The following is a 26,408-nucleotide window of genomic DNA, read 5'->3' as shown; positions in this document are numbered from 1 at the left end:
CATTATTATACAGCGCGGTATTGTAGCCTGTTTTAGATTGATAACTAAAGATATTAGCGTGTGAAATGTTGTAAAAGATATTCCCCTCTGCAACATCAATATATTTAGAATCTTTCACGTATATGATAATCTCACACTCCTTTGTATATAATTGTGTATTTATTTTGTGTGGCAGTGCTCTATTATTTGTAGTAACACTGTCAATTTGCAGTAAAAATACAACCAATAAACTAAAAGTAACATATAAGTGCAAGATATAAGTTACTGTAATTTAATAATTTATATATTAAGTGACTGATATGGCTTTACTAATTACGAAGAAATGCATCAACTGTGATATGTGCGAACCCGAATGTCCTAACGATGCCATTTCAATGGGGAATGATATTTATGAAATCAATCCTGATCTTTGCACTGAATGTGTAGGACATTATGATAAACCGACTTGTCAGTCGGTATGCCCTATCACGAATACAATTATCATCGATCCTGCTCATACTGAATCGCAAGATGAATTATGGGAAAAGTTTGTACTGATCCACCACGCTGACAAAATCTAAGCAAACGCAATCGGGAATAAATTTAAGCGTTATTTTTCTAAAATAACGGTTGCACAGGCGTAACGTTGCTCATCAGCCAGTGTCACGTGAATAGCATTTATTCCCGCTTTTTGCGCCATCTCTTTTGCCACAGCTAAAAAGTGCAATGTTGGTTTACCTAATTCATCATTAGCGACTTCAAAATGGTTAAATGCCAATCCTAAGCGAATGCCTGTACCTAATGCTTTGGCTGCGGCTTCTTTTACCGCAAATCGTTTAGCTAAAAAACGAACAGGTTGTTTATGTGATTGATATATAATCCATTCATTATCAGTAAGAATACGTCGCGCGAGGCGTTCTCCTGAACGCCCTATTATCTCTTCAATACGTGATATCTCAACGATATCCATACCTATACCAACAATAGCCATTAGCGACGCGCTTCTCTCATTAGGCGTTTCATTTCTTCAACAGCTGGTGCAAGCCCACTAAATACTGCTCGACCAATAATCGCATGACCAATATTGAGTTCATAAAGTTCAGGTAATGCAGCAATACGTTGTACATTATGATAATGCAAACCATGACCTGCATTGACTTTTAAACCTTTAGACGCTGCATAGGTTACCGCATCACGAATGCGAACAAACTCCTTCTCTTGAGCCTGTTCATCTTCAGCGTCAGCATAAGCACCGGTATGAATTTCAATAAAAGGAGCACCGACACGATCTGCTGCATTAATTTGCTCATGGTCAGGATCAATAAATAAAGAGACTTTAATCCCCGCTAATGATAAACGTTTAATCGCATCAGCCACTTTCTCTTCATTACCCACCACGTCTAAACCACCTTCTGTGGTCACTTCTTGGCGTTTTTCAGGCACTAAACAACAAAAATCAGGTTGAGTTTGGCAAGCAATCTCAATCATCTCTTCTGTTACCGCCATTTCTAAATTTAATCTTGTTTGAACCGTTTGGCTGATCAGCATTAAATCACGATCGGTAATATGACGTCTGTCTTCACGTAAATGAATAGTGATCCCATCAGCACCCGCTTGTTCCGCAATAAATGCCGCTTGAACCGGATCGGGATAGGTTGTGCCACGGGCATTACGTAGGGTTGCAATATGGTCAATATTAACGCCAAGTAGAATATCAGACATGCTCTTCTCCTGAAAAATAACGTTGTATTACCTTAGTTTACACATTCCATAGAGAAGAAAAAGACAATATTATTTATCCTCTATCAATACGCTTTTTTTCGCACACTTTTTAATAGCAAATTGCCGAAACAGCTCTCTACTTTTTAATGGTTTTCCACCTAAATAAGGTTTCAAGGCCATTCGTGTAAACCTTTTTGCTGCTTTCAATGTGCCAGCCGTAGGAAATTCTCGTTTTGCCAGCGATTTTAATTCCAATCCAGTAAAACTATAGTGATCAACCACCAAACTGGCAATAAAGCCTTTTTCTTCTCGGTATCGATAAGTCATGGTATCAGAAACAGGTTCACCACTTCCTGCACAATGCAAAAAGTCTAGGCCATAACCCAATTGCGTTAATAACGCTAATTCAAAGCGCCTTAGAGCAGCTTCTGGCGTTGTTTCACTGGCAGCAAGTATTTGCAAACAAGATAAGTATTCGAAAAAAAGCGTGCTATATGATGTGCCATTTTCCAAAACACGAGAAAGTAATTCATTGAGATACAGACCACTGTAAAGTACTGTGCCTGTTAATGGTAATGCTAAAGAGATAGGCTCAGCATCACGGAGGGTTTTTATCTCACCTCGCCCACTCCAACGAATGAGCAAGGGAGTAAAAGGTTGAAGAGCTCCTTTTAAAGGAGAGCGACGGCCGCGCGCACCTTTTGACAATATGCGCACTCGCCCTTCATTCTCAGTGAAAAAATCGAGCAATAAACTCGTTTCACTGTAAGGCCGAGCATGGATAACAAATGCACGTTGCCAGCCTTCCACTTCAGTAACCTACTATTTTAAATCGTCCACATAGCCAAGGCTACGTAAAGCACGTTCATCATCCGCCCAACCCGCTTTTACTTTCACCCAAAGTTCAAGATGAACTTTGTTTTCAAATAAATCTTCCATATCCATGCGGGCTTCCGTACCGATTTTTTTAATTTTAGCGCCTTTATTACCAATCACCATTTTCTTCTGGCCTTCACGTTCAACCAGAATCAAACCGTGAATATCATATCCACCGCGATCGTTAGTAACAAATTGTTCAATTTCAACCGTCACAGAATAAGGTAATTCTTCACCTAAAAAGCGCATCAATTTTTCACGAATAATTTCTGACGCCATAAAACGTTGAGAGCGATCAGTAATATAATCTTCTGGGAAATGATGAATGGCTTCAGGTAAACAGTTACGCACTATTTTAGCAATAGTATCGACATTCATGCCTTTTTCAGCACTAATCGGCACTACATCTAGAAAATCCATTTGTTGACTTAAAAAACCAATATGTGGCAATAACTTGGTTTTATCTGTAACGTTATCAACTTTATTAATCGCTAATAGCACAGGACAACGTAGTGATTTTAATTTGTTTAATACCATTTCGTCATCAGGCGTCCAGTTGGTTCCTTCGACAACGAAAATAACCAGTTCAACATCACCAATAGAGCTACTTGCTGCACGGTTCATTAAACGGTTAATGGCTCGCTTTTCTTCAATATGCAAGCCTGGGGTATCCACGTAAATAGCCTGATATGCACCATCAGTATCAATACCCATGATACGGTGACGGGTGGTTTGTGGCTTACGTGAAGTAATAGAAACTTTCTGCCCCAATAATTGGTTCAGTAATGTTGATTTCCCTACATTAGGGCGACCGACTATCGCAATAAATCCGCAATAGGTTTGTTCTTCGCTCATTCAAGCTCCAATTGTATTAATGCCTGTTCAGCAGCGGCTTGTTCGGCTTTACGACGGCTTGTACCCATCCCTTTAACAGGTTGGTCGATACCGCTTATCTGACAATGGATCGTAAACTCTTGGTCATGAGCTTCACCACGTACTTGTACAACAACATAAGAAGGTAGTGGTAAATGACGTCCTTGCAAATATTCTTGCAAGCGAGTTTTAGGATCTTTTTGCTTATCACCCGGACTGATTTCAGCCAAGCGATTCTCATACCATTTTAAGATGATATTTTCGATATTTTGAATATCACTATCAAGAAAAATAGCACCAATTAACGCTTCTACTGTGTCGGCCAAAATAGATTCGCGACGAAAACCACCGCTTTTTAATTCTCCCGGCCCTAACCGTAAACATTCACCGAGTTCAAATTCACGTGCTAGTTCAGCGAGGGTATTACCACGCACTAAGGTTGCACGCATCCGGCTCATATCCCCTTCATCGACACGAGGGAAACGATGGTAAAGCGCATTAGCAATGACATAACTTAGAATTGAATCACCTAAAAATTCTAAGCGTTCATTATGTTTACTACTTGCACTACGGTGAGTAAGTGCCTGTAAAAGTAATTCGTTTTGTTTAAAAGTATAACCCAGTTTTTTTTGTAACTGGTTAACTAATAGAGTATTCATGTGCGATCAATTTCCATTACTTAATTTGAAGCACACGCAACAAACCTGTTTAAAAACAACGAGATATTATCGGGTTGAATAACAGAACTGTTGCGTTTGCACTGGCTCCTGTTTATACAGGAGCCAATCATGTTTAAAGAAGTGGCATATTCTACACTGAGATAGAAAGGAATGCTGTAGCTATTTTGTTAAAAATTACTTAATGCCACCAATACGGCTGAAACGAACACCTGTAGGCCATTCATTTTCTTGTTTCTCGAAGCTCATCCAAATCGTTGTCGCTTTACCGACTAAGTTTTGCTCAGGCACAAAGCCCCAGAAACGACTATCTGAACTACCATCACGGTTATCACCCATCATAAAATACTGACCTTCAGGGACAATCCACGTACCTTGAGGTAATCCCGGTTGAATAAATTCAGGTACAGTAACATCTCCCGGAATAGTCATAATACGATGAGAGACATCACCAATCGTTTCAATTCTCTCTTCTTGGCGAAATTGCGTAGCTGTAGAAATTGGCTCTTCAATCGGAATCGATTTCATACCGCTAATACGTTGACCACCAGGTACACTTTGTAACAGTAATGTCCATTCACTAGGATACGCTGTACCATAGGTTACCGCTATTTCATCATCACATATTGCTTTATTACAATTTGGGTAAATGTGTAATTTCTTCGACGTCATGTCATACACTATTTTATCCCCCGGCAAACCAATCACCCGTTTAATAAAGTCAGTTGATGGATCACGTGGGTATTTAAATACCGCAATATCACCACGTTTAGGTTTACCCGTACTAATCAAGGTTGTTTGTGTAATAGGATCTTTTAATCCATAAGCAAATTTTTCAACCAAGATGAAATCACCGACTAATAAAGTCGGCATCATCGAACGAGATGGGATCTGAAACGGCTCATACACAAAGGAACGCAAAATCAATACAATCGCCAATACAGGAAACAGAGAGCCTAATGTCTCTGCCCAGCTTGGTTTATTAATCGATTTTGCTAACTCTTGCTGATCCTCACTTCCCTGCGTTAACTCTTGTAAACGTTTTAACTTCGCTTTACGGGCTGGCTTTAATTTAAAACGATCTATACACCAAAAAATACCCGTAATTAGCGTTGCCAACGTTAGGATCAAGGCAAACGTGCTAGCCATATTTTCTCCTTAAATTATTTATCTTTACCAACATGCAGTATGGCTAAAAACGCTTCTTGTGGTAACTCGACATTACCAATTTGCTTCATACGTTTTTTACCTTCTTTCTGTTTCTGCAACAGTTTTTTCTTACGACTAACGTCACCACCATAACATTTAGCTAATACGTTTTTACGTAACTGTTTAACAGTTGAACGGGCAATAATATGATTGCCAATTGCAGCTTGGATCGCAATATCAAACTGTTGACGTGGAATGAATTCTTTCATTTTTTCCACCAACTCACGTCCACGATACGGTGCGTTATCATTATGGGTGATTAATGCAAGTGCATCGACTCTCTCACCATTAATTAAGACATCAACACGTACCATGTTGGAGCCTTGAAAACGCAGGAAGTTATAATCTAACGAAGCATAACCGCGAGAGGTTGATTTTAAACGGTCAAAGAAATCTAATACCACCTCAGCCATCGGAATTTCATAAGTTAATGAAACCTGATTACCATGATAGACCATATTAGTTTGAACGCCGCGTTTTTCGACACATAAAGTAATCACATTACCTAAGTATTCTTGCGGTAGTAACATATGACATTCCGCAATAGGCTCTCTGATCTCTTCAATATTGTTCAGTGCTGGCAGTTTTGATGGGCTATCAACCATGATGATATCACCATTGGTCATTTCCACTTCATAAACTACTGTTGGTGCGGTGGTGATCAGGTCAAGATCATATTCACGCTCTAGGCGCTCTTGGATAATCTCCATATGGAGAAGGCCTAAGAAACCACAACGGAAACCAAATCCTAATGCAGATGAACTTTCCGGCTCATAAAAGAGTGACGCATCATTTAAGCTTAATTTTCCTAATGCATCACGGAATGATTCATAATCGTCAGAACTGACTGGGAATAACCCCGCATAAACCTGTGGTTTGACTTTTTTAAAGCCCGGTAATGGTTTGTCTGCAGGCTTCTGTGCGGCTGTTAATGTATCCCCAACAGGGGCACCAAGAATATCTTTAATACCGCAAACTACCCAGCCTACTTCACCACAACTTAGCGATGTTGTATCAACTTGCTTAGGCGTAAAAATACCAATACGGTCGATATTATAAATTTGCCCTGTACTCATCACTTTGATTTTATCGCCTTTGTTGACTTTACCGTTTTTGATCCGGATAAGTGAAACAACACCAAGGTAATTATCAAACCAAGAGTCAATAATAAGTGCTTGTAGAGGCGCGTCAGGATCGCCTTCTGGCGCAGGTATTTCTTTCACCAGACGTTCAATCACTTCTTTTACACCCACGCCTGTTTTAGCTGAACAACGCACTGCATCGGTCGCATCAATACCGACAATATCTTCAATCTCTTCAGCGACACGCTCAGGCTCTGCGGCAGGTAAGTCAATCTTATTCAATACCGGAACGACAGTAAGATCCATATCTATCGCCGTATAACAGTTTGCTAATGTTTGGGCTTCAACCCCTTGCCCAGCATCGACAACCAGTAAAGCACCTTCACAAGCGGCAAGAGAGCGAGAAACCTCATAAGAGAAGTCAACGTGTCCTGGCGTATCGATAAAGTTAAGCTGATAAACTTCACCGTCATCAGCGGTATAATTGAGTGTTACGCTTTGTGCTTTGATGGTGATACCACGCTCACGCTCAAGATCCATAGAATCAAGAACCTGCGCAGCCATTTCACGATCTGTTAAGCCACCACAAATTTGAATAATTCGATCTGATAACGTCGATTTACCGTGGTCAATATGTGCGATAATGGAAAAGTTACGTATGTTTTTCATTCTGAAATTATTTTTCTCTATTGCTTTGCTCTATAAATCTGGCTTTAGCGTCGTTCATGGACACAAAGCGAAAACTCTATATTGCAGGAGTTATGATTGATGACGCATTCTACACACTAGAGACATTATACTCAAAGAAACGTTCATCAAACACAAACATTTATGATAAAGCTTACCTTTATTTATGCATCGTAACTGCACTTTCACTAGATAGAAATTTGATTTTTATCTATCAATAAAAAAGATCAGAACCATAAAATAAGTTTAATAACAAAAAAATGGAGCCTATGCCCCATTTTTTATCATATTCATTCTTTATCATTATTCTTGATATTGTACTTGCAATTCATTAGGTGGAAGTCCTATTTGTAAAATAATAGGTTCAAATCCTTCATCTTTACTCCACCAGCGGGCAATATTTTTAGCTAATAAAAAGCCTAACACTCCCCCCACTAAACCACTACAAAAAATAGCCAACTCACTAGAAAGCCACAGGCTGGCTATCCCTGCAACGATAAATAATCCCAGCAAAGGAGTAAGATAAACCAACATAGCGGAGCGAAGTAAACTATTTTCTGGGATACCAACTTCCACTTTTTGCCCCACCACTAAAGGTTGCTCAACAGGAAGTTCTAACTGATGAACAGTTTCAGGGCCTATTTTATTTAATAAATAAGAGCCACAAGCTGCTCGAGCTTGGCAACTCCCGCAACCGGACGATGAGCCATAACGTAGTAAAGCCCTCCCTTGTTGCCAATGTACGACTGTTGCCCACTCTTTAACCATAACTTATACCTTTTACTTTTTGGTAAACACCACACTATTGACGATTTTCTGTGCTGTTATAAATGGCAATTGTCCAATAAAGGTAATTTCATTGCCATCTTTATCATAGGTATAAATTGTATTACGACCATATCTCAATGCTTTATCACGTTCGGGGGAATTTAATTGCTGACCACTTTTGTTAACATAAATGGAGAAATCGAATAAGCCGTCACTATATAAAATAGATTGACTAAATTCATTTTCAGCAATTTGATGATTGCTACGTTTTACCTCTTTAAATCCTTCAGGTAACGTTGTCACACGCCAATTGTAATTCAGTGCTTGAGTAGCTTTGGGGATCAACAATAGCGGGGGCATATTCACTTTATTGAGTGAATCTAACTCACTGATGATTTCTTTATTTTGATTAGCGGTGATCACCCGAAATTGTTCAATAACGTCATTATTTTTATCAAGCAGATCAACCCTTAATGGCAAATATCTCTCTTCATCAATAAATAAGACATATTCATAACGGTCATTATTTTTTGATAGCACACGAACAACACGACTTGGAATGTCGCCGATATGCGTTCTTCCCGCATCAATAAAATTATAATACTCAGCGAGTTCAGCAAAATTTTGATAAATGATTGCAGGGAGATAATCAACGATATGTTCATTACGCAAACTAAACGCATCTAAACCTGGTTCAAAATAACTGATTTCATTCCCTCGTTGCACGATTTCTCGACGAGTGCTATCCATCTGCATTAATTGTGCTACAGGTTTACCATCGACAAGTGCATGACGATAACGAATAGGAACAATACCTTGAGAATTGATATTAATAAAAGATAATTCGTAAGTAGCGGTTTGCGTTGTATTACCCATCTTTTGCAACAAAGCCTCGGCATTTCCTATTTGAGGTTGTGCCAAGGCTTGTGTTGGTATTGATAGGTAACCCGCTAAAAGTAAAGCGGATAACCATGATTTTTTCATTACGACTCTATTGTTCCTACACGTAATTATAAATTGATACCACAATGATTACTGAGCCTGTTGCTGAGTTGTGTTTTGCGATGCTACAGGCACTTCATCTTGTGGTGCATTGTAGATACGGCGATCTAACTCATACTGTTGCAACATAAGTCCAAGGCGTTGATTACGCTCTTGTAGACGTGTTTGTTGATTTTGGCCTAAATTATCACTTTGTAAATTTAAGCTGACTGGTGCCCCATTCCCCATAATAGGTTGAGTATTAAACACCGGCGTATCAACTTGGAAATCCTCAGCGCTATTGTTGCCATTATATTGCTGAACACCCACAATGACAGCTAATGACACACAGGCAGCAACACCAATTTGTGTTAACTGGCTAGCCCAAGGACGTAATTTTTGTAAGAAAGAGTGCTGACGCCATTGAGAAGGCGCAGGTTGCTGCTCTTGCTGTTGTTCAGGACTTATGCGGACTGGCTCATTTTCTAAAGCGAGTGCTACGCGACTTGCGATATCAAAGTGGATAACCTCTCCTACATCACCACGCATTGCATCACGAACTAAGTGGTAACGTTGCCATGTTTCTTTCATAGATTCATCACGGGCAATCGATCCCATTAATTCTTTATCAAGAACTTCGCCATCCATAAATGCAGAAAGTTTCTCTTTTTGCATGTAAAAGTACCCTTCAGTGAATGAGGGTTCAGCCATCTTATAACTCTTGTATTAATGGTTGAACCTTATTATCAATAGCTTCTCGCGCCCTAAAAATACGTGAACGAACCGTACCTACAGGGCAATCCATAATAACGGCTATCTCTTCATAGCTTAAGCCGTCAAGTTCCCGAAGTGTAATAGCAACCCTTAAATCTTCGGGTAACGACTCTATGGTTTGAAAAACTACTCTCCGTAACTCTTCAGACAACATTAAATTCTCAGGGTTCGAAATTTCTTTTAATGCGTTTGATGTTTCAAAATTTTCAACATCACTTGCATCTAAGTCATTTGAAGGCGGACGCCGCCCTTGTGCTACCAGATAATTTTTAGCTGTATTCACAGCGATGCGATAAAGCCATGTATAAAATGCACTATCACCACGGAATGATCCAATAGCTCGATAGGCTTTTATAAAGGCTTCTTGTGCAACATCTGGCACATCACCCTGAGGTACATAACGGGAAATCAGACTTGCTACCTTGTGCTGATAGCGGATAACTAGCAAGTTAAACGCTTTCTGGTCACCCAGTTGTACCTTCTCGACCAACATTTGGTCCGTTAACTGCTCGCTCATTAGAGATGGACTCTCCCGAAGTCAAGCCTCAAACTATTTTTCAATGACTCCGTCATATTACTCTCGTTATTCCTTCTCGTTTTTATGAGCTACTTACGTTAGAGCATTAAAATAGAATGAAGTTCAATTCAATTATAATAATAAGAGATGAATCACAAAAAACTGTCGTTGTAATCACCAACCAATCTGCAATTTGCCAAGAAAAAAGCGATAACACAATGTGATAATTTAAATATATACCTTTATTTACAACAATATATACAATCTTAAACAATGTAATATTAACGGCAACATTAGTCTTTAATAATATAAATAAAAATCTGTTACCCAAGATTGGAACTGGGTTGTGTAATGACCGTCATTATTGCGGATAATCAGCTCTTCAATATTACATGGTTTAGTTTCGCCTTGATACTGTCTTTGAAAGGCTAGCAATATGCGATGGTAAGGCTTATCTGCACTGTCTTTAATATTGACTCGCTGTACGACATTCCACCCTTTTCTTTGTGAGATTTCAATAAACTGTTCACCGATTAAATAGGGTAACACCACACAAAATAGGCCTTCATCTGTAATAAGTTGTTGTGCATTATCAAGCAAACCTTCATGGGTCAATGTTTTCGTATAACGGGCTTGCTCGCGCTCTTGGTTACGGCATGCAACCGCTGGCTCAAAATAGGGTGGATTACTCACAATAAGATCATAGCGAGTTGGCGCTTGTTGCGCATATTGATAAATATCATGATGATAAATATGGATTAACGAACTCCACTGTGATTGTTGCGCATTTTCACTCGCCTGTAATGCGGCATCTTCATCAAGTTCAATACCATCAATACGCTCAACCTGCGGGGCACGTTGCGCTAACATCAAGGCAATTAATCCACTTCCTGTACCAATATCGAGCACCGTTTTTGCTTTAGTGATAGGCGCCCAAGCACCTAATAAAACGCCATCAGTACCCACTTTCATTTCACACTTATCATGAGCGACAAAAAATTGTTTAAATGTAAACCCGCCTTTGCGTAAACCTGCTTTCTTTACTTTCTTTTGCTTCATTGAATCGCTCTAATGATTTGTATAACTCTTTCTATTCTTAGAATGAATGCAATCCATATAATAGAAAAAGCGATATATGGTAAGATAACTTTTTTGCTACCTCTATCTTAACATTAAACGCTTTATATTCGATGCTTGCTTATTGACTTTAAGCCTAAAAAACAACACATAGCTGAAACAATCGATGATATATAATGTGATAGCGGTAAATCCTCTGGCTTTTAACAGAGGATAATGTCAAAATCCGCGCCCTAAATAGAGGTATACAATGACAGCCACGACATTTTCCAGTCTTGAACTTGATGAAAGTTTATTGACCGCATTAGAAGAAAAAGGATATCAACGTCCTACTGCTATCCAAGCAGAAGCTATCCCTGCCGCAATGGAAGGACGTGATATATTAGGCTCTGCACCAACGGGTACAGGGAAAACAGCGGCATTCTTACTTCCTGCTATTCAACATTTACTTGATTATCCACGAAAAAAATCAGGGCCACCTCGTGTTCTGATCTTAACTCCAACCCGTGAACTTGCTATGCAAGTCGCAGATCAAGCAAAAGAATTATGTGCTCATACCCATCTAGACATCGCAACTATCACCGGCGGTGTTGCTTATATGAATCACGCAGAAGTTTTTAGTGAGAACCAAGATATTGTTGTTGCTACAACAGGTCGCTTATTGCAGTACATCAAAGAAGAGAACTTTGACTGTCGTGCTGTTGAAATGCTGATCCTCGATGAAGCAGATCGTATGTTAGATATGGGTTTTGCTAACGATATTGAAACTATTGCTGGGGAAACTCGTTGGCGTAAACAAACATTACTCTTTTCAGCCACATTAGAAGGCAATGCTGTGATTGATTTTGCACAGCGAATTCTTAATGAACCGGTTGAACTGAACGCTGACCCTTCTCGTCGTGAGCGTAAAAAAATTCAACAATTTTACTATCATGCAGATAATCTTGACCATAAAACTGCCTTACTTGCACATTTACTCAAACAAGAAGAAGTTAAAAAATCGATTGTTTTTGTACGTAAAAGAGAGCGAGTCAGAGAGTTAGCCGCAGCATTAGAAAAACAAGGTATCAAAGCCAGCTACCTTGAAGGCGAAATGGCTCAAACACAACGTAACGAAGCGATTAAACGTGTAGAGTCTGGCAAAATGCATGTGCTGATTGCGACAGATGTGGCGTCTCGAGGTCTTGATTTAGAAGATATCACCCACGTCTTTAACTTTGACTTACCGCGCACAGCTGATGTTTATTTGCACCGTATTGGCCGTACAGGTCGAGCGGGTCGTAAAGGGACTGCCATTTCATTAGTTGAAGCACACGATTATCCGCTACTTGGTAAAATTAGCCGTTATATCCAAGAGCCGATTAAATATCGTGTTGTAGCCCAATTACGTCCAGTGACTAAAGCCCCTAGTCAAAAAGCATCATTTAAGCCTTCTAAAAAAGTATTAGCAAAACGCAAAGCGAAAAAAGTAGAAGAGAAAAAAAACGTTAAAGAGAAAGTACGCGCACGCGATCGTAAAAATATTGGTAAACGCCGTAAAACCGCTACTGATAAAACCACCATCACTGCGGAAAAAACTAATCATATAAAAACAGAGCAACAATAATCTGTCTTCTTTACGTTACTTTGAAGCATAATAAAAAACCGTCGTTATTTAATAACGGCGGTTTTTTATATTATCTTCTTTATTGATAAACAAAAAAAACCTGATATAAACATACCAGGTTCTATCATTACTTAGTGATTTTTAGTGAAAATTACAGGCTTTCAGTGAAAGTACGAGTAATTACATCACGTTGTTGTTCTGGTGTCAGTGAGTTAAAACGCACTGCATAGCCGGATACACGAATAGTCAATTGAGGATATTTCTCAGGATTGTTAACGGCATCTTCTAATGTTTCACGGCTTAATACGTTAACGTTTAGGTGTTGACCACCTTCTACACGTACTACCGGTTTAGATTCTACCGGTACTTCACGGTATTCGATGTTGCCTAATGCATCACGGCTAACAACTTGGCCTTCTTCAAAGCCTTTTTTTGCACAAATGCAACGTGCTTCGCCGTTTTCATCATCTAACAACCAAAAAGAATGTAATAAATCGTCGTTATCAGCTTTAGTAATTTGGATACCAGTAATCATTTCGACCTCCAATGTGGGCACAAAATCAAATTCTAATGGCATATCAGAATTTGGGTATTTGGTCTAACCAATGTTTCTGTTTACTTATATACCAGTATAAATGGCGTCATTCTTTGATAAATATCAATAAAATTGATAAGGACATAACGGGTGATGGTGCAAAGTCTTGTTTTAAATCAATAAATACAACCCATGTAATTGCAATTTTTTTTGTAAATTTTCAAAAAATTTTTTAAATAACAATTAATTCGATTTTTTCGAGACGGAACATTTTCTTTCCATGGGTGAAATCGGTAAGCTTAGCCCCATAAGATATCAACAAGGATTTTATGTTATGACTACACCATTAACTTGGCATGATGTAATAGGTGCTGAAAAAGAAAAACCCTATTTTCAGCAAATTTTGTCTCAAGTCGCACAACAAAGACAAGCAGGCAAAATAATTTATCCTCCGCAAGAAGATGTATTTAACGCTTTTCGCTTCACTCCCTTTGAAAATGTTAATGTTGTGATTTTAGGTCAAGATCCTTACCACGGCCCCAATCAAGCCCATGGGCTTTCCTTTTCTGTACGTCCCGGTGTTCCGGCTCCCCCTTCATTAGTTAATATGTATAAAGAGCTTGAACAAGAATACCCTGACTTCAAACGACCTAATCATGGTTATCTTGAGAGTTGGGCTCAACAAGGGGTATTACTACTTAATACTGTTCTTACGGTAGAGAAAGGCCAAGCTCACTCTCATGCTAACTATGGTTGGGAAGTTTTTACTGACGCGGTTATCGAACAAATTAATCAACGTCGTGAAGGCGTTATTTTCCTACTTTGGGGCGCTCATGCTCAGAAAAAAGGTCGTTTTATTGATACTAATAAACACTTTATCTTAAAAGCCCCTCACCCTTCACCACTCTCTGCACATCGTGGTTTTTTAGGCTGTGGGCATTTTAAACAAACCAATAATCTATTAGCGCAACAAGGACGCACGCCCATTAATTGGCAACTTGATCCTATTGGATAAAAACACAAAACCGCACAAAAGTGCGGTTTACTTATCCCACGCCCTGACTTATTGGCGCATTGATATAAGAATTATGGCTCTTATTTCGATACCACGACCATTGCTGGACGTAATAGACGACCATTTAAGGTATAGCCTTTTTGCATCACATCAACGACATGGTTTGCTTCATGCTCAGGGCTATCAATTAATGTCATCGCTTGGTGTACTTCAGGATTGAAGGCGACATTTTTTTCTTCAACGACTTCGATACCAAACTTACGCACCGCATCTAAGAATGATTTCAGGGTTAACTCTAAACCTTCAATCATCGGTTTCATTTGTTCATTTTCATGATCAGCGGCAGATAAAGCACGCTCTAAATTATCCAATACAGGTAGTAGCTCATTAGAAAATTTCTCAAGCGCAAATTTATGTGCTTTTTCAACATCCTGTTGAGTACGACGGCGAATATTCTCAATTTCGGCTTGAGCACGGATCATCGCTTCACGTTCCGTTTTTTGTGATTGCTGTAGCTGTTTTTCCAGCTCATCAACGCGTGCAAGCGCTTGAACTAACTCAGCTTGTGCATCAAACTCCGCCTGAGCGTCTTCGCTTTTCACTTGCTCTTGAGATTCATTCATTACCGATTCCATTCCTTCTTTTTCTTTTGAGACTTGCTCTTCATGTACGTTTTGTTCTTTACTACTCATGAATATCTCCGCGTAGTTTTAGTATTCATCTTCATATTTAGTTTATTATGGGGATCAATAAACGGGTTTCAAGGAATAGGCGCTAAACGAGGGTAAAAAAAAATGCCAGATAATACCGTAACGGAAGAAAAACAATTTAAATGCATTGGCATCGTCGGTCATCCCCGCCATCCTGAAGCACTTTCGACACATGAAATGCTCTATTATTGGCTCCTTGATAAAGGATATGACGTCATTATCGATACCCAAGTTGCCGAAGAATTAACACTCACCGGTGCACAAACAGGCGATTTAACACAAGTCGGCAAACTCGCTGATCTGGTTATTGTTGTTGGAGGGGATGGCAATATGTTAGGCGCCGCCCGTGTTTTATCGCGCTATAATATCAAAGTGATTGGTGTAAACCGCGGTAACTTAGGTTTTCTGACCGATCTTGATCCTGATAACGCATTACAACAATTAACTAATGTATTAGCAGGCCATTATCGTGAAGAAAAACGCTTCTTACTTGAAGCTCGTGTCTGTGCTGAAGGACAAAGAACACGGATTGGTACCGCCATTAATGAAGTCGTACTTCACCCCGGCAAAGTGGCGCATATGATTGAGTTTGAAGTCTATATTGATGATCGTTTTGCATTTTCACAACGTTCTGATGGTCTAATTATTACAACACCAACCGGATCGACGGCGTATTCACTCTCTGCAGGTGGCCCTATTCTTACACCTAATCTTGATGCGATTGCGCTGGTTCCGATGTTTCCCCATACGCTCTCTTCACGCCCTTTAGTCATTAGTAGCGACAGTCAAATTCGCTTAAAATTCTCACAAACCAATATTGATTATGAAGTCAGTTGTGATAGTCAGCTTGTATTACCTATCAAAGAAGGGGATGAGGTAATTATTAAGCGGAGTCGACAAAAACTTAACTTAGTCCACCCAACTGACTACAACTATTTTAATACACTCAGCTCAAAATTAGGTTGGTCAAAAAAAATGTTCTGATTTTTGTGCCTCGCTACTTTACTGTATAAAAAACCAGTTTATACTGTATGTAATTACAGATATGTTTTTATACAGGAGAGGCACTATGCTGACTCAATTAACTATTAGTCATTTTGCCATAGTCCGTGAACTTGAAATCGACTTTTCTGGTGGCATGACCACAATTACCGGTGAAACGGGCGCAGGTAAATCCATTGCAATTGACGCATTAGGCTTGTGTTTAGGAAACCGTGGTGATGCTAATATGGTTCGCCCTGGTGCCACTAGAGCGGATTTATGCGCACGATTTTCACTCTCTGATACCCCTTCCGCCCAGCGTTGGTTAGAAGAACATCATCTTGACGATCATAACGAATGCCTATTAAGAAGAACCATTGCAGCAGATGGCCGCTCTCGTGGTTTTATTAATGGTACTTCTGTCCCTTTGTCTCAACTAAGAGAGCTTGGCTCATTGCTGATCCAAATTCATGGGCAACATGCTCATCAACAACTATTAGAGCCTCGCTACCAAAAACATTTACTTGATATCTATGCTAATGAACCTGCTTTATTAAAAAAGATGAAAGCGGCTTATCAAACCTGGCATCAGAGTTGCCAAACCTTAGCGACTTTTCAACAACAATCTTTAGAAAGAGAAGCAAGGCAGCAACTGATTGATTATCACTTAAAAGAGCTTAACGAGTTCCAACCTGTTGCGGGGGAATACCCTGAATTAGATCAAGAATATAAAAGGTTATCTAATTGTGGTCAATTTCTGACCTTGAGCCAAAATAGTTTGCAGATCTTAAGTGATAACGAAGAACAAAATATTTTAAGTATGCTGAATGTGGCCAAACATGAGATCAGCGAACTTTCCACAATGGAGAGCCAATTTAATTCACTGTTAGATATGCTGGAAGAAGCAAGTATTCAAATTAGCGAAGTGAGTGATGAACTACGCCACTACAGTGATCGTTTAGAAATGGATCCTAATCGTTTATTCGAATTAGAAAAACGTATTTCCAAATATATTAGTCTATCTCGTAAACATCGCGTCACCCCTGAAGAGCTATATGAACTGCATCAACAACTAATTGAAGAAAAAGAGGCACTATTACGCCAAAATGATGACTGTGATGCATTAATGGAACAAGTTAAAATTGATCATGCAGCTGCATTGAACGTAGCAAAACAACTTCATCAAATTCGTCAACAGTATGCACACGAATTAAGCCAGTTGATTACTAATAGCATGCATCAATTATCAATGCCTCATGGCTATCTTACTGTAGATACATTGTTTGATGAAAATGTCTTACAAATTGATGGTGCGACAAAAGTTGAGTTCAATGTCACCACCAACCCGGGGCAACCTCATCAAGCTCTCTCTAAAGTTGCGTCTGGCGGTGAGCTATCACGTATCGCACTTGCTATCCAAGTGATCACCGCAAAAAAAATGGATACACCCGCGCTGATTTTTGATGAAGTAGATGTTGGTATTAGTGGACCAACAGCAGCTATTGTCGGTAAGTTATTACGTGAATTAGGCGAATCGACACAAGTTATGTGTGTTACTCACCTACCGCAAGTAGCAGGTTGTGGTCATCAACACTATTTTGTTAATAAAGAGATTAATGGTGAAGAGACAGAAACCACCATGAAGCTGTTAACTAAAAAAGAGCGTTTACAAGAGTTAGCCCGCTTATTAGCGGGAAGTGAAGTGACTAAAAACACCCTTGCTAATGCAAAAGATCTGCTGGCAGCCTAACGATTAACAAACTTTTATCGATATTTAGGGTCTTAGGCAGAGCGTGAAAGGTTTTCAATTGCTGCATTGTCGATTATCATCGTCACTATGACCCTAAAAGGAATGTAATAGCCATGCGTTTTAAACTGTTAAAAGTTGCCGCCTTATCTTTAGTCGTAATGACTTCAGGTTGCTCGATGTTCGAAAGACTGGTTTATCACCCAGATATCAATCAGGGTAATTATTTAACACCAGCCGAAGTCGCCAAAGTTCAACAAGGAATGACACAGCAGCAAGTTCAATTTGCCCTCGGAACACCTATGCTGAAAGATCCTTTCGGAACTCAAACTTGGTATTATGTTTTCCGTGAACAGCCAGGCCATCAAAAAGTGCGTCAAGAAACTCTGACACTGACATTTGATAATAATGGCATACTGACTAAGATTGACAAACAAGGTGATATGCCGAGTTTTTCTAATCAAACCAGTAAAGACTAATCTCACTATACGATTGGCAAAAACGAACTGCACCCCATTTGTAATTCAACAATGGGGTGTGTTTTATGACCAACATATCGGCGCAATCAATGAGATACAATGATTTGATTATGACGTGGTGAAAATGTTAACTATTCAGTTTTTTGGCGTGCTTTTTCAGCGCGTTTACGGCGCATCTCTTTAGGATCAGCGATTAACGGTCGATAGATTTCAACGCGATCGCCATCACGCACATTATCACTCAATTTTGCTGGCCGACTATAGATACCCACTTTATTTTTAGTTAAATCGATATCATTACAAATCGTTAAAATATTTGAGGCAATAATTGCTTGTTCAACAGTATCCCCTAGTGTTAACTCCACAGGGATAACATATTGTTTATCTGGTAACGCGTAGGCTACCTCAACCCATATTTTAGTCACGATAAATCTCTTTCGCTCTTTGAGTAAACGCCTGCACCATATTATTTGTTAAGTCTTTAAAAATACGGCCAAAAGCTAACTCAATTAATTTATTGGTGAACTCAAAGTCTAGCTGAAACTCAACCTTACATGCATTATCATCTAATGCGGTAAATACCCAGCCTCCGGTTAGTTTACGAAAAGGGCCATCCACAAGACGCATATCAACACGTTCATTGGTTTTTAAAAAATTATGGGTAGTGAATGTTTTACTGATCCCTGCTTTAGAAACCTGAACAGATGCAATCATTTCTTCTGGAGTGCTTTTGATCAGTTTACTTCCAACGCATCCTGGTAGAAAATCAGGATAAGTAAGAACATCATTCACTAGTTTAAACATTTGCTCTGCACTAAAAGGAACTAGAGCAGATCGACTAATCTGAGGCATAGTTATTCCTGTACGACAACACTGTGTGCGATCATATCATTGAACAGTGATTAAATAAAAATCTAATGGAATATAGCTTAAGTTTTACGCAATTGAAAAGAAAACAGACGCTTAAATGATTTCTTTCTATTGCTCATACAGTATAATGTGGAAATTATGACAAAGAAAAAATCACACAAACCCGGCTCTGCCACTATTGCACTCAATAAACGTGCTCGCCATGAATATTTCATTGAAGATGAAATCGAAGCGGGACTGTCGTTACAGGGCTGGGAAGTTAAATCACTGCGTGCGGGTAAAGCCAATATCAGTGATAGCTATGTAATCATGCGTGATGGTGAGGCATACCTGTTTGGTGCCACCATTACACCGTTAAACGTTGCCTCTACTCATGTTGTTTGTGATCCGACACGTACGCGTAAGCTGTTATTAAAACAACGTGAATTAGCTAATCTCTATGGCCAAATAAATCGTGATGGTTACACCGTGGTTGCCCTTTCCTTATATTGGAAAAATGCATGGTGTAAAATCAAAATTGGCGTAGCTAAAGGTAAAAAAGATCACGATAAGCGTGACACAATAAAAGATCGTGAGTGGAAATTAGACAAAGCACGGATCATGAAAAATGCTAACCGCTAAATTGCGTTAACTACTAGCAATAGCAGGTATTTTTCTGATATACTCACTTTCAACAACTTGGGGCTGATTCTGGATTCGACGGGATTTGCGAAACCCAAGGTGCATGCCGAGGGGCGGTTGGCCTCGTAAAAAGCCGCAAAAAGATAGTCGCAAACGACAATCAATATAAAGCACTAGCAGCTTAATAACCTGCCTAGAGCCTTCTCTCCCTAGCTTCCGCTCTTAAGACGGGGATAAAGAGGAGTCAAACCCAAAAGAGATCGCGTGGATGCCTAGCTTGGGGTTGAAGCGTTAAATTTAATCAAGCTAGCTTATTTGTGGCGTGTCTGTCCGCAGCAAGTAAGTGAATTTAAAGACTAGACTAAGCATGTAGTGCCGCGGATGTAGAAATTTCGGACGCGGGTTCAACTCCCGCCAGCTCCACCAAATTTGGTGGGTCAGTGATAGGACAATGGTTTCAAAAACAAGAAGTTAGCGAAATCATTAAGACTACACACTGACACAGATAGGACTCTAAATCATACGCAAATCGTACGCGGATTATTTAAAGTTCAAAAAGGCTCACTTCGGTGAGCCTTTTTATTAAGATCGTCAAGGGTGAAAAATGAAAACATCAGAATTAATTAAGAAGCTACAAGAAATAGATAAAACTGTACCTTTTGATGCTGACATTGTTACTGGTGATGACTGGCTCCCTTGTGGTGTTGAAAATGTTTACCACGCCCCACCCAATACATATATTCAATTCAACTCCTATGATGCCGACGAGATGTGGGGAGATCTACAAGAAAATAATAGGCGTACATCTATTGTCGAACTATCAGCGCGAGTTAGCGAAATAAATGATGTAGTAAAAATGATAGAGTCCAACCCTTCAATTACAGCCTTGGATATAATAAAAGAATTAAATTCCAGATCTAAACGGATGTCAGAAATGGCTAATTTATTGAAAAAAACAGAGTAGCACCGATGCTCGACGGAGACGACCGAGTTATATAATCAATCAGTTATCCATTTCTGGTGTCTTATTCGTGTCCTGATTTTATATTACTTAAAAATACCAGAACTCAAATCAATAAAATGCTCTAATGATAACTTACCTTCAAACTTGTCTCCATATTCCCGATTCATTGTCTGCATGTCTAATTTGAATGATATATTCTTAAATTTACCTGATTTATTTATGGGAATTAATTTATTATCTAAAAAAAACTTAATAACTTTTTTATGTCCTTCAATATCATCAATATTTAAGTAAAAACACGCAACTCCAGATTCAGCATTATTCGTATATTTACAATGCTCGACTACACTATTTAAAATTGCTTTTTGACATATTTTTTCTGTGAATTCCGCATCATTAAAAAAATACATCCACTTACCAATTTTGTCGTTATTTGTGCTATTGCTTTCATTTTTAGATGAAAAATAAACCCAAAAATCATTTTCTCTAATCTTCATAAAACACCTAACTTATACATGATAATATTTTAGTGTAACACTCTACTTATTATATTAAACTTCCTCTTCTTTTTGTCTGCGTTCTTCTTCCTAATCAACGGATACAATATTGTTCGTCGGAATATCAGGAGATTCATAAAAAACATAATATTCAATGTTCTATGAGAGATAGTTATGACTGTTATCAAAATACATTAGCAGAGTGAGTCAATAGGATATTAAAAATAGAATACTAGTTAATAAAGCCGAGAAATTTAGAACAAGCTCAGAGATTGGTTGACGAATCAATACAGATATAGTCATTACTAGCTATCAAACCGTGGAGCTAATACCTCTCGATTGCCATTACAATTTTGTTCACTAACGATACCCTGTAATTCTAACTGCTCTATAATCCTTGCTGCTCTGTTATAACCAATTCGAAATTGTCTCTGAATACCTGAAATAGAAACCCACTGTTTTCCTACCGTAAATTCAACTACTTGAGCAAATAATGGGTCAAGCTCTTCAGCTGACATATTTGTATTCTGGACATCATCATAAAGATTAAGATAACTCACGCTTCCCCATCGTTTACAATAATCGACCGCATTCCTAATATCTGAATCACTCACATAAGCACCTTGAATTCTTATAGGTCCAGAGAAACTCGGTGATACAAATAACATGTCACCCAAACCAAATAGTGACTCAGCGCCATACTGTCTAAGAATTAAATTAGAATCAGCCCTAGACGATACAGAAAGAGCAATACGTGTAGCGATATTAATTCGAAGCTGTGAACCGATACTGGTGGATAAAGGGCTACGAGTCGTTAGTATTAGATGAATGCCAACCGCATAACCTTGCTGACTCAATAGAACTAACATCTCTCCTATTTGTTTATACTCGCCAATGAGTTGAACATAATCATCAACACAAACAACAATTTCAGGCTCACTGTCTAAATAAGGATGCTCACTATAATTTTTATTAGGGCACCAGAAAGGATCAGGTATAGGCTTACCTAACTCTTTTGCATTTGATATTATCTTATTGTAACCACTCAAATTGCGCTGATTTAACGCACTAAATAATTTTTGACGGCGTTGCAATTCAGAGACTAAAAACGATAATGGCTTTATTGATTCAATAGAATCAGAGGCAACAGGAAACAATAAGTGGGGTATATCGTTGTATAAACTGAGTTCAAGCTGGCTTGTATCAAACATCACAAAGCGAACTTTATCCGGCGAGTTTCTGTATAAAATGCTCATTACCAAGGAATGCATTAACATGGACTTGCCTGAGCGCGTTACACCTGCAATAAGTAAATGTGGCATTTGAGCCAAATCCCAGCCTATTGGTTCTCCTATAATATCTTCACCTAACATGACAGAAAGGGTAGATAACCCATTGATTCCGCTCCATAGATTAAAGCATTCAACAAAAGGCACCGCTCGACGATAGGTATTAGTCACTCTTAATCCGATATAAGGTGTACCCGCAATAAAATCAATAACTTTTATATCAACGACGCTCAGGGAACGACACAATTCTGGCACTAACGCTATCACTTGAGAGACTTTTATCCCTCTACCCAATTCGATTCTAAAGAGTGTAAATGTTGCGCCTTCATCATAACCGACAACCTCACCTTTTATTTGGTATTGCAGAAAGCAAGACTCGATCGCTTGAGCCATTAAATCCAATTCTTGAGATGACCAGCAAAGCTCAGAGGTATGAATAAACGGTTGTGCCATCAATTCCTCCCATCTAGGGGTGTCAATTCAGTAAATTAGAGTCACCTTCGATATTTCAGCGATTACTAATCATCCCAACTGATATTTCTTAAAGTTCTCGGCTTGCTCCAGTACGCTTTTATATACTTCATCATTCGCTACTGGAGGGAAACCATAACGATGTAATAATAAAATCAGGTCGACTTTCAGCTTCGCTTTAATATCTTCCCTGTTGCTCCAATCAGGGTATTGTGTGCTGTCATCGACAATAAGTTTCATATCCTTAGCAAGTGCCAGCATTTTGTCGTCATCGTAGGTGAAATCGTATTTCTGGCACATATGCTGCAAAATATCGAGGAAGGCTTTCTCCTCCATATCGATGCCGATATCCTCAAATGACATCATTTCTGCCTTGATGTCATAAATCATATCCGCCATTTGTGCAGTGAAATCGTCGAACTCCTCGCCATTGAGCACATCATTTTCTTTGCGTTGGTTATACTGCTCAACTAAGGCTTGGAAGCGTTTGGAGAAGTTAATCCCTTGCAGCTGATTGACCTTTTGGAAATCACTAATGGCCTTTTGAAGCATCTTTTGCAACAGTTGCATTTTAGTATTCGGCAACTTAATTTTATTGATACGAGCCATGTATTCATCATCAAAAATATCGATATTTTCAGCTTTTTCATCCCCTAAAGTGAAGATCTCTTCTACGCCTTCGGCTTTAAGGGCTTCCGCTATCATCTCACGTACTTTTTGATTCATCTGCGCCGTATCTGGGGCATCACCTTTGGTTAATTTATAGACTATAGAGCGTACAGCCAAATAAAAATGGATATGTTCACGTTCATCTTGGGTGATATCTTCACTGCCCACGCAAATATCATAAGCGGCTTTCAACCGCTTTACTAAGCCCATAAAGCGCAGTTCAATTTTCTTGGTTTGCAGGACAAACTCAGCCGCCCGATTAAGGCAATCTAATTGCCGTGTTGGCGAGCCTGAAAAGTAATCGCGACTATCGAATTGATGAAATACCTGTGAAAGCAAATTGAGGTGATTACGGACTTCTACAATGGATTGCTGAACATCTTCAAAGTTAGATTTATCGGCTTTAGAATACATCGCCAGCGCCATATTCATACGGCTTTTAATCCCGATATAGTCAACAACCAGCCCCTTCTCTTTCCCCTCAAAACGACGATTCACTCGAGAAATGGTTTGAATAAGGTTATGCTTTTGCAGCGGCTTATCGATATAGATGGTATCTAGCTCAGGCACATCAAAGCCCGTCAGCCACATATCCACCACAATGGCGATTTTAAAGTTGGATTTCGGGTTCTTAAACTGTTTATCTAACTCTCTGCGGTAGTCTTTTGTTCCCAGTAAGTTGTACATCGCCTCATGATCATCTTTCCCACGAGTCATCACCATATTGACCATTGGTAAAGGCATTAACTCGCTTTTCTCTTGTTCGGTGAGTGTCGCACCGTCAATGGCCTGTTTCGCTTCAAACCACTCTGGCCGTTGTAATTTTAGGCTCTGATAAAACGCATAAGCAATATCACGGCTAGCACAAACCACCATCGCTTTCCCTTTGATGGTAGAACCTTCTTCTACTCGTTTTTCATAATGTTGCACAAAATCTTTTGCTAGCGCGTCAATACGATCAGGATCACCCAAAATAGAGTTCATGTTCGCCATGGCTTTTTTGCTTTCTTCTATCTGATATTCGCTAGTGCCTTGGGCTTCACATTCTTGATAATAACGTTCGATCTCTTCTAGTTTGCTGTTATCAAGGGCAATTTTAGCCGCACGCCCTTCGTACACAATGCGCACGGTGATTTCATCATTTACCGACTCGGTCATGGTGTAGCTATCGATAGTTTCCCCGAAGACATCTAAGGTGGCGTCGATAGGCGTTCCGGTAAAACCGACGTAAGTAGCATTCGGCAGTGAATCATGTAGATATTTAGCAAAGCCGTAGGTCTTTTTAACCGTACCGTCTTCTTGGTTGATGATAATTTTTTGGTCGAGATTGATTTGGCTACGGTGAGCTTCATCTGAGATACAGATAATATTACTGCGCTCAGAAAGCAGTTGGATATCTTCAGTAAATTTATGAATAGTGGTGAGGAATACCCCGCCACTAGCACGTCCTGCAAGCTTATCACGTAAATCTTGGCGACTGGTGACGGGCACAATAATTTCATCGCCAATAAAAGCTTTTGCATTGCAAAACTGTTTTGCCAACTGTTCATCAAGATCGGTGCGATCAGTGATTAAAATAATCGTTGGGCTGGCAAAATCGACGCTTTTCATCAATAGACGCGCTAAAAACTGCATGGTGTAGCTTTTACCACACCCTGTGGCGCCAAAGTAGGTGCCCCCTTTACCACTACCACCGATATTTTCACCATCCGCAGTGATCTGTTTACGCTCTTTCTCGATGTTGTAATAGAGCTTACGAGCCGCGTAATACTGTGGGTAGCGGCAGCACACTTTCACTTCATGCTTACTGGTATCAGGGAAGAAAACAAAGTTTTTTAGTACGTCCAATAAACGAGCAGGATGGAATAACCCTTCAATTAAGGTGTACAGGCCGTTGATGCCCTGCTTTTCCGTTGATTCGTTGCCGTTAATTTTACGCCATGCGTAGTAGAATTCATAAGGGGCAAACAGGTTACCCATTTTATTATTCACGCCATCGCTCAAGATACACAAGGCGTTATAGACAAATAACTTGGGAATATCGCGACGATAACGGACACAAAGCTGTGTCCATGCATCAAATAGCGTTGCCTCTTCCTCACGCACTGCCGATTTGAATTCAAAGACCACCAGCGGTAGCCCATTGACGTATAAAATCGCATCAGGGATGCGCAGTTGCACCCCGCCGTCTCGCGCCTGCCCTTCTATTTCTAACTGATTAACTAGCCGATAGCGATTATTATTTGCCACGGATAGCACTTCTTCCCCTGCAAATAATTTTACTAATTGGTCGGGCAAGGTTTGAGTATCAATAAGTTCGATATATAGGTCTTTTTGCTTGCGATCTTCACGCTTGAGTAAAAAGCCGTTACTGAGCCAATGGCAGAAGGTTTTGTTGCTTTGGTAGAGATCACTCGCAGGGAGAGATTGCAACTGCTGTACAATCCTGGTGATCTCACCGTCGGTGATACCATCTGCTTGATACTGTTTAGCAAGATACTGGCGCAAATCATCCACTATCAATACTTCACTGTTGTTTTTGCGCGGGATAGTAATGCCGAGATAATGCGGATAGCAGGTTTGTCCAGCATTGTTTGCATGTTGTCCTAACAGTTCTATTATCGCCTGTTCCAATTTGGCTTCAGTGAAGATATGGCTCATATCAGTGGCTTCTTTTTTGTTTTTAGCGAATTGTTTTAATTAAGATAGTTTAATTGATTCGATAACAAAAA

27 protein-coding genes and 1 other RNA gene are annotated in these 26,408 nt (G+C 39.4%); 9 read left to right on the top strand and 19 right to left on the bottom strand.

The features are described from left to right. Positions 1 to 299 precede the first annotated feature (299 nt). On the top strand, positions 300 to 560 hold the full coding sequence (locus GWI58_RS09250; protein WP_004243886.1) for a YfhL family 4Fe-4S dicluster ferredoxin: 261 nt from the start codon (positions 300 to 302) through the stop codon (positions 558 to 560). A gap of 29 nt (positions 561 to 589) precedes the next feature. Here GWI58_RS09250 and acpS read toward each other — a convergent pair whose 3' ends face one another. From acpS to trmN, 12 genes are all read right to left on the bottom strand, one after another. Next, complete coding sequence (gene acpS, locus GWI58_RS09245; protein ID WP_004243887.1) at positions 590 to 970, bottom strand: holo-ACP synthase; 381 nt, start codon at positions 968 to 970, stop codon at positions 590 to 592. Beyond that, the gene (pdxJ, locus tag GWI58_RS09240) at positions 970 to 1,701 is read right to left on the bottom strand and encodes a pyridoxine 5'-phosphate synthase (RefSeq protein ID WP_004243888.1); all 732 of its coding nucleotides are present in this window, start codon (positions 1,699 to 1,701) and stop codon (positions 970 to 972) included. The genes acpS and pdxJ overlap by 1 nt, the downstream gene beginning before the upstream one ends. Positions 1,702 to 1,770: 69 nt before the next feature. Then, a complete protein-coding gene (gene recO, locus GWI58_RS09235; RefSeq protein WP_004248456.1) occupies positions 1,771 to 2,511 on the bottom strand; it encodes a DNA repair protein RecO in 741 nt (246 codons plus the stop codon). A gap of 12 nt (positions 2,512 to 2,523) precedes the next feature. Continuing rightward, on the bottom strand, positions 2,524 to 3,432 hold the full coding sequence (era, locus tag GWI58_RS09230) for a GTPase Era (protein ID WP_004243892.1): 909 nt from the start codon (positions 3,430 to 3,432) through the stop codon (positions 2,524 to 2,526). After that, on the bottom strand, positions 3,429 to 4,109 hold the full coding sequence (gene rnc, locus GWI58_RS09225) for a ribonuclease III (RefSeq protein WP_004248457.1): 681 nt from the start codon (positions 4,107 to 4,109) through the stop codon (positions 3,429 to 3,431). The genes era and rnc overlap by 4 nt, the downstream gene beginning before the upstream one ends. Positions 4,110 to 4,304: 195 nt before the next feature. Beyond that, entirely contained in the window at positions 4,305 to 5,276 is a 972-nt protein-coding gene (gene lepB / locus GWI58_RS09220) for a signal peptidase I (RefSeq protein WP_004248458.1), read from the bottom strand. Positions 5,277 to 5,290: 14 nt separating this feature from the next. Beyond that, positions 5,291 to 7,087, bottom strand: coding sequence for a translation elongation factor 4 (gene lepA / locus GWI58_RS09215; protein WP_094959776.1), 1,797 nt, complete (start codon positions 7,085 to 7,087; stop codon positions 5,291 to 5,293). A gap of 321 nt (positions 7,088 to 7,408) precedes the next feature. After that, positions 7,409 to 7,873, bottom strand: a complete 465-nt coding sequence (gene rseC / locus GWI58_RS09210) for a SoxR-reducing system protein RseC (RefSeq protein ID WP_004243895.1) — start codon at positions 7,871 to 7,873, stop codon at positions 7,409 to 7,411. A 12-nt stretch (positions 7,874 to 7,885) separates the two neighbouring features. Then, positions 7,886 to 8,857 (bottom strand): sigma-E factor regulatory protein RseB, encoded by a 972-nt coding sequence (rseB, locus tag GWI58_RS09205; RefSeq protein ID WP_004243896.1) that lies wholly within the window; start codon positions 8,855 to 8,857, stop codon positions 7,886 to 7,888. Positions 8,858 to 8,905: 48 nt separating this feature from the next. Next, entirely contained in the window at positions 8,906 to 9,529 is a 624-nt protein-coding gene (gene rseA / locus GWI58_RS09200) for an anti-sigma-E factor RseA (RefSeq protein WP_012368140.1), read from the bottom strand. A gap of 37 nt (positions 9,530 to 9,566) precedes the next feature. Beyond that, complete coding sequence (gene rpoE, locus GWI58_RS09195) at positions 9,567 to 10,145, bottom strand: RNA polymerase sigma factor RpoE (protein ID WP_004243899.1); 579 nt, start codon at positions 10,143 to 10,145, stop codon at positions 9,567 to 9,569. A gap of 300 nt (positions 10,146 to 10,445) precedes the next feature. Continuing rightward, positions 10,446 to 11,204: a tRNA(1)(Val) (adenine(37)-N(6))-methyltransferase TrmN gene (trmN, locus tag GWI58_RS09190; RefSeq protein ID WP_161769115.1), complete on the bottom strand. Its 759-nt coding sequence runs from the start codon at positions 11,202 to 11,204 to the stop codon at positions 10,446 to 10,448. A gap of 268 nt (positions 11,205 to 11,472) precedes the next feature. On the opposite strand from trmN, the gene srmB reads away from it, so the two are divergent. After that, complete coding sequence (gene srmB / locus GWI58_RS09185; protein WP_004243902.1) at positions 11,473 to 12,828, top strand: ATP-dependent RNA helicase SrmB; 1,356 nt, start codon at positions 11,473 to 11,475, stop codon at positions 12,826 to 12,828. A 151-nt stretch (positions 12,829 to 12,979) separates the two neighbouring features. On the opposite strand, the gene grcA is transcribed toward srmB, so the two are convergent. Then, a complete protein-coding gene (gene grcA / locus GWI58_RS09180) occupies positions 12,980 to 13,363 on the bottom strand; it encodes an autonomous glycyl radical cofactor GrcA (RefSeq protein ID WP_004248459.1) in 384 nt (127 codons plus the stop codon). A gap of 334 nt (positions 13,364 to 13,697) precedes the next feature. Between grcA and ung the strand changes: the two genes are divergently transcribed. Next, a complete protein-coding gene (gene ung, locus GWI58_RS09170) occupies positions 13,698 to 14,378 on the top strand; it encodes a uracil-DNA glycosylase (protein ID WP_124724749.1) in 681 nt (226 codons plus the stop codon). A gap of 80 nt (positions 14,379 to 14,458) precedes the next feature. Here ung and grpE read toward each other — a convergent pair whose 3' ends face one another. Beyond that, the gene (grpE, locus tag GWI58_RS09165; protein WP_004243909.1) at positions 14,459 to 15,070 is read right to left on the bottom strand and encodes a nucleotide exchange factor GrpE; all 612 of its coding nucleotides are present in this window, start codon (positions 15,068 to 15,070) and stop codon (positions 14,459 to 14,461) included. A 102-nt stretch (positions 15,071 to 15,172) separates the two neighbouring features. Here grpE and nadK point away from each other — a divergent pair, with 102 nt between their 5' ends. The 3 genes from nadK (at position 15,173) to bamE (ending at position 18,295) form a co-directional block, all read left to right on the top strand. Continuing rightward, positions 15,173 to 16,072: an NAD(+) kinase gene (nadK, locus tag GWI58_RS09160; RefSeq protein ID WP_161769114.1), complete on the top strand. Its 900-nt coding sequence runs from the start codon at positions 15,173 to 15,175 to the stop codon at positions 16,070 to 16,072. A gap of 85 nt (positions 16,073 to 16,157) precedes the next feature. Continuing rightward, positions 16,158 to 17,819 (top strand): DNA repair protein RecN, encoded by a 1,662-nt coding sequence (recN, locus tag GWI58_RS09155; RefSeq protein ID WP_161769113.1) that lies wholly within the window; start codon positions 16,158 to 16,160, stop codon positions 17,817 to 17,819. A 113-nt stretch (positions 17,820 to 17,932) separates the two neighbouring features. After that, positions 17,933 to 18,295 carry an outer membrane protein assembly factor BamE gene (gene bamE, locus GWI58_RS09150; RefSeq protein WP_004243912.1) on the top strand — a complete coding sequence of 121 codons (363 nt, stop codon included), beginning with the start codon at positions 17,933 to 17,935 and terminating at the stop codon, positions 18,293 to 18,295. Between the two features lie 131 nt (positions 18,296 to 18,426). Here the strand turns inward: bamE and GWI58_RS09145 are convergent, their stop codons facing one another. Then, positions 18,427 to 18,720 carry an RnfH family protein gene (locus GWI58_RS09145; protein ID WP_004243913.1) on the bottom strand — a complete coding sequence of 98 codons (294 nt, stop codon included), beginning with the start codon at positions 18,718 to 18,720 and terminating at the stop codon, positions 18,427 to 18,429. Continuing rightward, positions 18,713 to 19,147 (bottom strand): type II toxin-antitoxin system RatA family toxin, encoded by a 435-nt coding sequence (locus tag GWI58_RS09140; protein ID WP_004243914.1) that lies wholly within the window; start codon positions 19,145 to 19,147, stop codon positions 18,713 to 18,715. Before GWI58_RS09140 ends, GWI58_RS09145 begins: the two co-directional genes overlap by 8 nt. A 156-nt stretch (positions 19,148 to 19,303) precedes the next feature. Here GWI58_RS09140 and smpB point away from each other — a divergent pair, with 156 nt between their 5' ends. The 3 genes from smpB to GWI58_RS09125 all read left to right on the top strand — a co-directional run bounded on the left by smpB (position 19,304) and on the right by GWI58_RS09125 (position 20,750). Then, positions 19,304 to 19,786, top strand: a complete 483-nt coding sequence (gene smpB, locus GWI58_RS09135) for an SsrA-binding protein SmpB (protein WP_004243915.1) — start codon at positions 19,304 to 19,306, stop codon at positions 19,784 to 19,786. A gap of 59 nt (positions 19,787 to 19,845) precedes the next feature. Further along, positions 19,846 to 20,212: a transfer-messenger RNA gene (gene ssrA / locus GWI58_RS09130) on the top strand. A 178-nt stretch (positions 20,213 to 20,390) separates the two neighbouring features. Beyond that, positions 20,391 to 20,750, top strand: coding sequence for a hypothetical protein (locus GWI58_RS09125; RefSeq protein WP_046335204.1), 360 nt, complete (start codon positions 20,391 to 20,393; stop codon positions 20,748 to 20,750). An 83-nt stretch (positions 20,751 to 20,833) separates the two neighbouring features. Here GWI58_RS09125 and GWI58_RS09120 read toward each other — a convergent pair whose 3' ends face one another. The 3 genes from GWI58_RS09120 to GWI58_RS09110 form a co-directional block, all read right to left on the bottom strand. Continuing rightward, complete coding sequence (locus GWI58_RS09120) at positions 20,834 to 21,247, bottom strand: hypothetical protein (protein ID WP_017627953.1); 414 nt, start codon at positions 21,245 to 21,247, stop codon at positions 20,834 to 20,836. Positions 21,248 to 21,552: 305 nt separating this feature from the next. Further along, the gene (locus tag GWI58_RS09115) at positions 21,553 to 22,989 is read right to left on the bottom strand and encodes a DNA translocase FtsK (protein ID WP_161769112.1); all 1,437 of its coding nucleotides are present in this window, start codon (positions 22,987 to 22,989) and stop codon (positions 21,553 to 21,555) included. Between the two features lie 69 nt (positions 22,990 to 23,058). After that, positions 23,059 to 26,337, bottom strand: a complete 3,279-nt coding sequence (locus GWI58_RS09110) for a type I restriction endonuclease subunit R (RefSeq protein WP_161769111.1) — start codon at positions 26,335 to 26,337, stop codon at positions 23,059 to 23,061. Positions 26,338 to 26,408: the final 71 nt, after the last annotated feature.

The organism is Proteus sp. G2674, assembly GCF_009915195.1.
Classification (GTDB): domain Bacteria; phylum Pseudomonadota; class Gammaproteobacteria; order Enterobacterales; family Enterobacteriaceae; genus Proteus; species Proteus mirabilis.
Note: the sequence above shows the minus strand (reverse complement) of the source record. Positions and strands in the feature narration are given on the sequence as shown.

Excerpts from the sequence above, each read along its gene's own strand:
- GWI58_RS09250 (WP_004243886.1), top strand. The coding sequence starts at position 300 with ATGGCTTTACTAATTACGAAGAAATGCATCAACTGTGATATGTGCGAA.
- acpS (WP_004243887.1), bottom strand. The coding sequence starts at position 970 with ATGGCTATTGTTGGTATAGGTATGGATATCGTTGAGATATCACGTATT.
- pdxJ (WP_004243888.1), bottom strand. The coding sequence starts at position 1,701 with ATGTCTGATATTCTACTTGGCGTTAATATTGACCATATTGCAACCCTA.
- era (WP_004243892.1), bottom strand. The coding sequence starts at position 3,432 with ATGAGCGAAGAACAAACCTATTGCGGATTTATTGCGATAGTCGGTCGC.
- rnc (WP_004248457.1), bottom strand. The coding sequence starts at position 4,109 with ATGAATACTCTATTAGTTAACCAGTTACAAAAAAAACTGGGTTATACT.
- lepB (WP_004248458.1), bottom strand. The coding sequence starts at position 5,276 with ATGGCTAGCACGTTTGCCTTGATCCTAACGTTGGCAACGCTAATTACG.
- lepA (WP_094959776.1), bottom strand. The coding sequence starts at position 7,087 with ATGAAAAACATACGTAACTTTTCCATTATCGCACATATTGACCACGGT.
- rseC (WP_004243895.1), bottom strand. The coding sequence starts at position 7,873 with ATGGTTAAAGAGTGGGCAACAGTCGTACATTGGCAACAAGGGAGGGCT.
- rseB (WP_004243896.1), bottom strand. The coding sequence starts at position 8,857 with ATGAAAAAATCATGGTTATCCGCTTTACTTTTAGCGGGTTACCTATCA.
- rseA (WP_012368140.1), bottom strand. The coding sequence starts at position 9,529 with ATGCAAAAAGAGAAACTTTCTGCATTTATGGATGGCGAAGTTCTTGAT.
- rpoE (WP_004243899.1), bottom strand. The coding sequence starts at position 10,145 with ATGAGCGAGCAGTTAACGGACCAAATGTTGGTCGAGAAGGTACAACTG.
- trmN (WP_161769115.1), bottom strand. The coding sequence starts at position 11,204 with ATGAAGCAAAAGAAAGTAAAGAAAGCAGGTTTACGCAAAGGCGGGTTT.
- srmB (WP_004243902.1), top strand. The coding sequence starts at position 11,473 with ATGACAGCCACGACATTTTCCAGTCTTGAACTTGATGAAAGTTTATTG.
- grcA (WP_004248459.1), bottom strand. The coding sequence starts at position 13,363 with ATGATTACTGGTATCCAAATTACTAAAGCTGATAACGACGATTTATTA.
- ung (WP_124724749.1), top strand. The coding sequence starts at position 13,698 with ATGACTACACCATTAACTTGGCATGATGTAATAGGTGCTGAAAAAGAA.
- grpE (WP_004243909.1), bottom strand. The coding sequence starts at position 15,070 with ATGAGTAGTAAAGAACAAAACGTACATGAAGAGCAAGTCTCAAAAGAA.
- nadK (WP_161769114.1), top strand. The coding sequence starts at position 15,173 with ATGCCAGATAATACCGTAACGGAAGAAAAACAATTTAAATGCATTGGC.
- recN (WP_161769113.1), top strand. The coding sequence starts at position 16,158 with ATGCTGACTCAATTAACTATTAGTCATTTTGCCATAGTCCGTGAACTT.
- bamE (WP_004243912.1), top strand. The coding sequence starts at position 17,933 with ATGCGTTTTAAACTGTTAAAAGTTGCCGCCTTATCTTTAGTCGTAATG.
- GWI58_RS09140 (WP_004243914.1), bottom strand. The coding sequence starts at position 19,147 with ATGCCTCAGATTAGTCGATCTGCTCTAGTTCCTTTTAGTGCAGAGCAA.
- smpB (WP_004243915.1), top strand. The coding sequence starts at position 19,304 with ATGACAAAGAAAAAATCACACAAACCCGGCTCTGCCACTATTGCACTC.
- GWI58_RS09125 (WP_046335204.1), top strand. The coding sequence starts at position 20,391 with ATGAAAACATCAGAATTAATTAAGAAGCTACAAGAAATAGATAAAACT.
- GWI58_RS09120 (WP_017627953.1), bottom strand. The coding sequence starts at position 21,247 with ATGAAGATTAGAGAAAATGATTTTTGGGTTTATTTTTCATCTAAAAAT.
- GWI58_RS09115 (WP_161769112.1), bottom strand. The coding sequence starts at position 22,989 with ATGGCACAACCGTTTATTCATACCTCTGAGCTTTGCTGGTCATCTCAA.
- GWI58_RS09110 (WP_161769111.1), bottom strand. The coding sequence starts at position 26,337 with ATGAGCCATATCTTCACTGAAGCCAAATTGGAACAGGCGATAATAGAA.